Annotated in this window: 7 protein-coding genes; 6 read left to right on the plus strand and 1 reads right to left on the minus strand. The window is 65.9% G+C overall.

What is annotated here, in order from left to right:
- Nucleotides 1-444 (minus strand): AIR synthase related protein (locus JYJ84_RS24310; RefSeq protein WP_240199887.1); only part of this gene is annotated, 444 nt, incomplete at its 3' end.
- Between the two features lie 135 nt (nucleotides 445-579).
- On the opposite strand from JYJ84_RS24310, the gene JYJ84_RS24315 reads away from it, so the two are divergent.
- The 6 genes from JYJ84_RS24315 to JYJ84_RS24340 all read left to right on the plus strand — a co-directional run bounded on the left by JYJ84_RS24315 (nucleotide 580) and on the right by JYJ84_RS24340 (nucleotide 6,941).
- Nucleotides 580-2,922, plus strand: coding sequence for an NADP-dependent malic enzyme (locus JYJ84_RS24315; protein WP_275890742.1), 2,343 nt, complete (start codon nucleotides 580-582; stop codon nucleotides 2,920-2,922).
- A 380-nt stretch (nucleotides 2,923-3,302) separates the two neighbouring features.
- Complete coding sequence (locus JYJ84_RS24320; RefSeq protein WP_006476946.1) at nucleotides 3,303-3,734, plus strand: ribonuclease domain-containing protein; 432 nt, start codon at nucleotides 3,303-3,305, stop codon at nucleotides 3,732-3,734.
- A 16-nt stretch (nucleotides 3,735-3,750) separates the two neighbouring features.
- Complete coding sequence (locus tag JYJ84_RS24325) at nucleotides 3,751-4,314, plus strand: barstar family protein (RefSeq protein WP_122944444.1); 564 nt, start codon at nucleotides 3,751-3,753, stop codon at nucleotides 4,312-4,314.
- A gap of 202 nt (nucleotides 4,315-4,516) precedes the next feature.
- Nucleotides 4,517-5,254, plus strand: a complete 738-nt coding sequence (locus tag JYJ84_RS24330) for a hypothetical protein (protein ID WP_175222950.1) — start codon at nucleotides 4,517-4,519, stop codon at nucleotides 5,252-5,254.
- 47 nt (nucleotides 5,255-5,301) lie between these two features.
- Nucleotides 5,302-6,045, plus strand: a complete 744-nt coding sequence (locus tag JYJ84_RS24335; protein WP_236027672.1) for a hypothetical protein — start codon at nucleotides 5,302-5,304, stop codon at nucleotides 6,043-6,045.
- 65 nt (nucleotides 6,046-6,110) lie between these two features.
- On the plus strand, nucleotides 6,111-6,941 hold the full coding sequence (locus JYJ84_RS24340; protein ID WP_175222952.1) for a hypothetical protein: 831 nt from the start codon (nucleotides 6,111-6,113) through the stop codon (nucleotides 6,939-6,941).
- The last annotated feature ends 13 nt before the right edge of the window (nucleotides 6,942-6,954 follow it).

The raw sequence follows: 6,954 nt of genomic DNA on the forward strand, positions 1-6,954 counted from the left end.
GCGCAGCGCCGCGTCAGGTGCGACTTCACCGAATACGGTCACGCACAGGTTCAGCGGGCCGCTCGTCGTGTCGCCGCCGATCAGCTCGCAGCCGTACCGCTCGGCGAGCGCGAACAGCCCGTTGCTGAACGCTTCCAGCCACGCCGCGTCGGCACGCGGCAGCGCGCACGCGAGCGTGAAGGCACGCGGTTCGGCGCCCATGGCGGCGAGGTCGGACAGGTTGACCGCAAGCGTCTTGTGGCCGAGCGCGTCCGGTGCGACGTCGGGGAAGAAATGGCGGCCTTCCACCAGCATGTCCGTCGAAATGGCCAGCAATTTCCCGGATCGGGGTGTGATCAACGCGCAATCGTCGCCGATGCCGAGCGTCGACGCACGTGCGCCCTGCGCGGCGCGGCGCGTGAAGAAGCGTTCGATCAGCGAAAACTCGGAGAGGGCGGCTGGCACGGCGGGCGGATCCGAAACGATGGAAGGAACGGCATTGTACGAGGCGAACGGCGGCGTTCCTGCACCGTTTGCACCATTTTTGTCGCGGCTGTTGCACCCGAATCGCCGGTTTGGCGGCTGATGATTGGCGCTACAATGCCGTCGAAGAGTCATTCTAATCCGCCCGTCACGAGACACATGTCTACCCAAGCCTCCTCCAAAGCCAAGCTCCGCGAAGCCGCGCTCGACTATCACGAATTCCCGACCCCCGGGAAAATCGCGATCGCCCCGACCAAGCAGATGATCAACCAGCGCGACCTCGCGCTCGCGTACTCGCCGGGTGTGGCGTACGCGTGCGAGGAGATCGTCGAGAATCCGCTGAACGCGGCACGCTTCACCGCGCGCAGCAACCTGGTCGGCGTCGTCACGAACGGCACGGCGGTGCTCGGTCTCGGCAACATCGGGCCGCTCGCGTCGAAGCCGGTGATGGAAGGCAAGGCCGTGCTGTTCAAGAAGTTCGCGGGCATCGACGTGTTCGACATCGAACTGAACGAGTCGGACCCGCACAAGCTCGTCGACGTGATCGCCGCGCTGGAGCCGACCTTCGGCGGGATCAACCTGGAAGACATCAAGGCGCCTGACTGCTTCATCGTCGAGCGCGAAGCGCGCAAGCGGATGAAGATCCCGGTGTTCCACGACGACCAGCACGGCACCGCGATCGTCGTGGCCGCGGCCGTCACGAACGGGCTGAAGGTCGTCAACAAGGACATCAAGAAGGTCAAGCTCGTCGCGTCCGGCGCGGGTGCGGCCGCGCTCGCGTGTCTCGACCTGCTGGTCGACATCGGCCTGCCGATCGAGAACATCACGGTGACCGACCTGGCGGGCGTGGTCTACAAGGGCCGCACCGAGCTGATGGATCCGGACAAGGAGCGCTTCGCCCGCGAAACCGACGCGCGGACGCTGGCCGAAGTGATCGACGGCGCGGACATTTTCCTCGGCCTGTCGGCCGCCGGCGTGCTGAAGCAGGAGATGGTGAAGGGCATGGCGGAGCGCCCGCTGATCCTCGCGCTTGCGAACCCGACGCCGGAAATCCTGCCGGAACTCGCGCTCGAAGTGCGTCCGGACGCGGTGCTGGCCACGGGCCGCACCGACTACCCGAACCAGGTCAACAACGTCCTGTGCTTCCCGTTCATCTTCCGCGGCGCGCTCGACGTCGGCGCGACGACGATCACGCGTGAGATGGAAATCGCGGCCGTCAACGCGATCGCCGAGCTCGCGCAGCACGAGCAGAGCGACATCGTCGCGACCGCGTATGGCATCCAGGATCTGTCGTTCGGGCCCGAATACCTGATTCCGAAGCCGTTCGATCCGCGCCTGATCGTGAAGATCGCACCGGCCGTCGCGCAGGCCGCGATGGACGGCGGCGTCGCGACGCGCGCGATCGAGGACATGGAAGCGTATCGCGTCCATCTGCAGCAGTTCGTGTATCACAGCGGCACGACGATGAAGCCGATCTTCCAGATTGCGCGCGCCGCGCCGGAAGAGAAGAAGCGCGTCGTATTCGCGGAAGGCGAAGAAGAGCGCGTGTTGCGCGCCGTTCAGATCATCGTCGACGAGAAACTCGCGAAGCCGATCCTGATCGGCCGCCCGTCGGTGATCGAGCACCGTATCCAGCGCTACGGCCTGCGCTTGACGCCGGGTACCGACTTCACGGTCGTCAACACCGAGCACGACGAGCGCTACCGCGACTTCTGGCAGACGTACTACAAGATGATGGCGCGCAAGGGCATCAGCGAGCAGCTCGCGCGCGTCGAGATGCGCCGCCGCACGACGCTGATCGGCTCGATGCTGGTGAAGAAGGGCGAAGCGGACGGGATGATCTGCGGCACGATCAGCACCACGCACCGCCACCTGCACTTCATCGACCAGGTGATCGGCAAGCGCCCGGGCTGCAGCGTGTACGCGGCGATGAACGGCCTCGTGCTGCCGGGCCGCCAGATTTTCCTGGTCGACACCCACGTGAACGTCGATCCGACCCCGGAAGAGCTGGCCGAGATCACGATCATGGCCGCGGAAGAAGTGCGTCGCTTCGGTATCGAGCCGAAGGTCGCGCTGCTGTCGCACTCGAATTTCGGCACGAGCAACGCACCTTCGGCGAAGAAGATGCGCGATACGCTCGCGATCCTGCAGGAACGTGCACCGGAGCTGAAGGTCGACGGCGAGATGCACGGCGATGTCGCGCTCGACGCGGCGCTGCGCAAGGAAATCCTGCCGGAGTCGACGCTGGAAGGCGAAGCGAACCTGCTGATCCTGCCGAACATCGACGCCGCGAACATCGCGTACAACCTGCTGAAGACGGCCGCGGGCAACAACATCGCGATCGGGCCGATCCTGCTGGGCGCTGCGCAACCGGTGCACGTGCTGACCGAATCGGCGACCGTTCGCCGCATCGTCAACATGGCGGCGCTGCTGGTCGCCGACGTGAACGCCACGCGCTGAGCCAAAACGAACGCGCCAGGCCGGTCGAACCGGCGTGGCGCGTCGGGCGAAATTGTAAACAAAAGCAAAAAAAGAGGCGTGCCCGTAATGGGCACGCCGCGGGCAGGGCGCAAACGCGCTTCCCTCAAGCTACATCAGCACCTCTCTCCACTCAGCGTAGCTGGCGTGACAAGGAGGCAGAGTCTTGCCATGCCAGAGATGCCGCCTGCATTTTATCTTATGTAAGATAAATGTAGTGTGATTTCGGTAAAAAATGCGCAATTCCGGGTATCACTGGCCTTTCGATTCCCAAACGGACATTGATTCGCGCGGCCAATAACGCTACGCTAACGCCTTTGTTGGTCGTCAACTACTTGATTTAACAGCGGGAACCCTGGTTCATGGCACGCAAGTGGCTCCGCAACGGCGCGCTCGCGTCCGTCTTCGCGATGTTCGCGATGGGTATCGTCGGCACGCCGACGGGCAGTCTGGTTTCCGCCGCTTACGCACGGGAGGCCGTTCCGGCCGATGTGGCGGCGAGCGGGCTCGATACGATTCCGACCGCCAGTCTTCCGCGCGAGGCCGTGACCACGCTGGGCCTGATCGGCGCCGGCGGTCCCTATCCGTACGAGAAAGACGGCGTCGTGTTTGGCAACCGCGAGCGGATCCTGCCAAAAGCGAAGCGCGGCTACTACCATGAGTACACGGTACCGACGCCGCGGGCCCGCAATCGCGGCGCGCGCCGGATCGTCTGTGGCGGGCCATTGCGCCGGATCGACAACTGTTATTACACGGGCGACCACTACAACAGTTTTAAACGTATTGTTGAATGACTTCGGGACGAATGGCATGAGCGACTCCATCTACGCGCACGAAACGGCGGCGGCGGAACTGTTCGCGGCCGGCGACGGCAATCTGTTTCAGCGCGTGATCCAACTGCACGCGGCGGCGCAGGCCGGCGGCACGCCGGAGCAACAGGAAGCCGAGCCCGGGCTTTCATCGAACGAGGAGCCTATGAGCCTTTTCACGACCGTGCGACCCAATCTCGTGCAGTCGATCCGCGCGTTCCGCGTGCAGGATCTCGCCGACGAAGCCGGCCGGCTCGGCCAGCATTTCCTGTTTGCGTATTGCGGCGCCGCGCAGTCGAAGCAGGAAGTGATGGAAACGATCGCGACGTCGTTCCTGTTCCCGAAGCATTTCGGGAAGAACTACGACGCGTTGTACGACTCCCTGACCGACCTCGTCGCGAAGGCCGGCACGCAGCCCGGTTTCGTGATCGTCCTCGAGGGGCTGCCGATCGCACAGAAGTTCGACAAGGAAGGGCGCGAGACGCTGCTCGACGTGTTCCGCGAGGCGGCCGAATTCTGGGCCGAGCGCAAGGTCGCGTTCCGCGTGTTCTACTCGTTCGCGTAAGCGCGCGTCGGCCAGCGGCCGATCCGGCGCACCCTGTCAAAAGCCCGCCTCGAGCGGGCTTTTTTGCGTCCGCGCGTGTTGCGCGCGCGGCATCTGGCCCGACAAAAGCCTTTCATCGCGTACCTTTTTCCGCGACAATCGGTCAGCCCGGCTGCCGCGCCGGGTGCACAACACCAATCATTCGAGAGAGGGCCGTCTTCCCATGACCGCTACCCGATTCGCGGCGCGCGCCCGTGCGCGCCGCCCGCTCGTGCACGCGCTGGCCGCGTGCGCACTGTCGCTCGGCATCCCGCTGGCCGCGCAGGCCGCGTCGCTCACGCCCGAACAGACCCTCGACATTTATCTGGGCGCGATCGTCAACAACGACGCGGCCAAGGTCGAGCAATTCAACGCCACGGTACGCGCGAGCGCCGATCCGAAGGAGGCCGAGAACATGCTGCTGCCGGCCGACATGTACGGCGAGATGCGCGAACAGATGCTCGGGCAGGTGATGTCGGCGATGTCGGATGACGGGCGCGAGGCGCTGGCGCCGTCGCTCGACTCGATGCTGGTCGCGTACACGGGCGCGTTGCGGCGCTCGCAATGCAAGGCCACCGGTGCGAAGCGCACGCCGCGTGCAGGTGGGAAGGGGCAGGAACTCGCCACGGTCAGTTTCGAATGCAAGGTGCCCGACGTCACGCCGCCGAGCGACGCGGTCATGACGGCCGGCAAGGACGCGAAGACCGACCAGCAGCGCTTCACGGCGGCCAGGACGGCGTTCATTGGCGTGGCGCGCGCGTTCAACGACGCACGGGTCAGCCGGCGCATCACGGGGCAGGTGGAGATGGTCGGTTCGGACCGCAAGGGCTGGACGACCGACAGCCCCGAAAGCCTGCTGAAGCCCGTCGTCGACGCGCTGTCCGGCCCCGTTGTCGCGGCGGTCGCCGCCAGCCAGCAATGAGGCCGCCACGCCGGCCCGATCGATTCGAACCCTTCATGACCCGACCGATGAACGTTTCCCTTCATGCGCGCCGCGGCGCGCGTTTTCCGTTGCTCCGTGCCACCCGCGTGGCCGTGCTGTCCGTGCTCGTCGCGGCCGGTGCCGCGCACGCGGCGGTGCTGACGCCCGAGCAGACCACCGACCTGTATCTCGGTACCTTCGTCAATGGCGACGTCGCGAAGGCGGCGCAGTTCAACGATGCGATGCGCACGCGCTTCGACGGCAAGGACGCGCTCGACGTGGCGGCCGTCTCGAAGCTCGGCGAGTCGATGCACGAGCGCCTGGTTACCGGCTTGCTGGCGAGAATGCCGCCCAAGTCCCGTTCCGCATTGCGCGGGCCGGTCAGCGCGTCGATCACGTCGTATCAGCAGGGGCTGGCCCGTTCCGAATGCAAGGCCACCGGTTCGACGCAGAAGCCCAACGAATACGTGGAGGGTCAGTCGATCGCGACGGTCGATTTTTCGTGCCGCGTCGTGGACGTCGAGCCCGGCGTGAATGCGCTGAAAGAGAAGCTCGGCAATCCGCGCCTGAAGACCAACAAGGCCCTGGCGGCCTTCATCACGGCGTATTTCACGGGCATCGCGAAAGTCTATGACGACGCGCCGATGAGCCGCACGGTGACGGGGCAGCTCGACCTGTACGGCACGAACGAAACGGGCTGGCTCACGGGTTCCCCGGGTGACGTGCTGTCGCCGCTGGTCGACGCGTTGCTCGACCCGATCAGCAAATCGGGCGGCGAAGCCGATCAGTAAGCGAGGGCATCCCGGCGGTCGGCGCGCGTCGCCGGCGCACCGGGCCTGCGAACGGGGAGCGAACGATGAGGATCTTCATGCGAGGGCTGCGGGTTGCCGCAGCCGTTGTTTCGATCAGTGGCGTGCTCGTTGCGGGCGCCGGCGCGACCGAACCGGATCCGATGCCAGCTTCGCCGGCGGCGCATGTCGCCGTCGAACGGCTGCTTGCCGATCTGCGCACCCGCTCGACGCCCGGCCAGTATGCAGCGGTGGCCGGCGCGATTCACGCGTCGCCGGCACTGGCGACGCAACTGGACGAGCTGGTCGAGGCCGGGCTGTTGACGCGCATCGCGGTCGACAGCGGCGACGCCGCGCTCGGCAGGACGACCGGCGCGTTACGCAACGGGAGCGTGTGGATCCTGACGCCGGCGTTCGTCGCGAACCTGGCGCCGCGGCGCCTGTTCGACGTGGTGCAGGACGACGATATCCTGCCGGACAACATGGTGTTCGCGCTCGGCTACATGGCATGGCGGGCGAAGCACGATGCCGACGTGAGCCGTGCATCCGAGGCGCTGCGGGCATCGGACGACAGCGCGGACGCGAAGAAGCAGCGATGGATCGACCTGAACACGCGGATCGACGCGGGTGGCTTCATCCAGGGCTGGAACGACACGGTGGATGCCGCCACGTTTCGGCATGACGGCCGGCCGATCAGCATCGTGCAGGCGGTCCAGATGATGATGAACCTGTGCTATCGCGGCCCGCTGATCAAGGCGATCCGGGCGACGCCGCCGGCCCCGAAGCTGCGGATCTTCGCGCCGGCGCTCGCGCTCGATGCGGACAATCTCGACGCGCTGACGGCGGCGCTCCAGGCTTCTCCCGTCATCGACATCGAGCCGTTGAGCGCGGCGCGCTGATGCTTGGCACCGT

This window comes from Burkholderia sp. LMG 13014, assembly GCF_905232215.1.
Classification (GTDB): domain Bacteria; phylum Pseudomonadota; class Gammaproteobacteria; order Burkholderiales; family Burkholderiaceae; genus Burkholderia.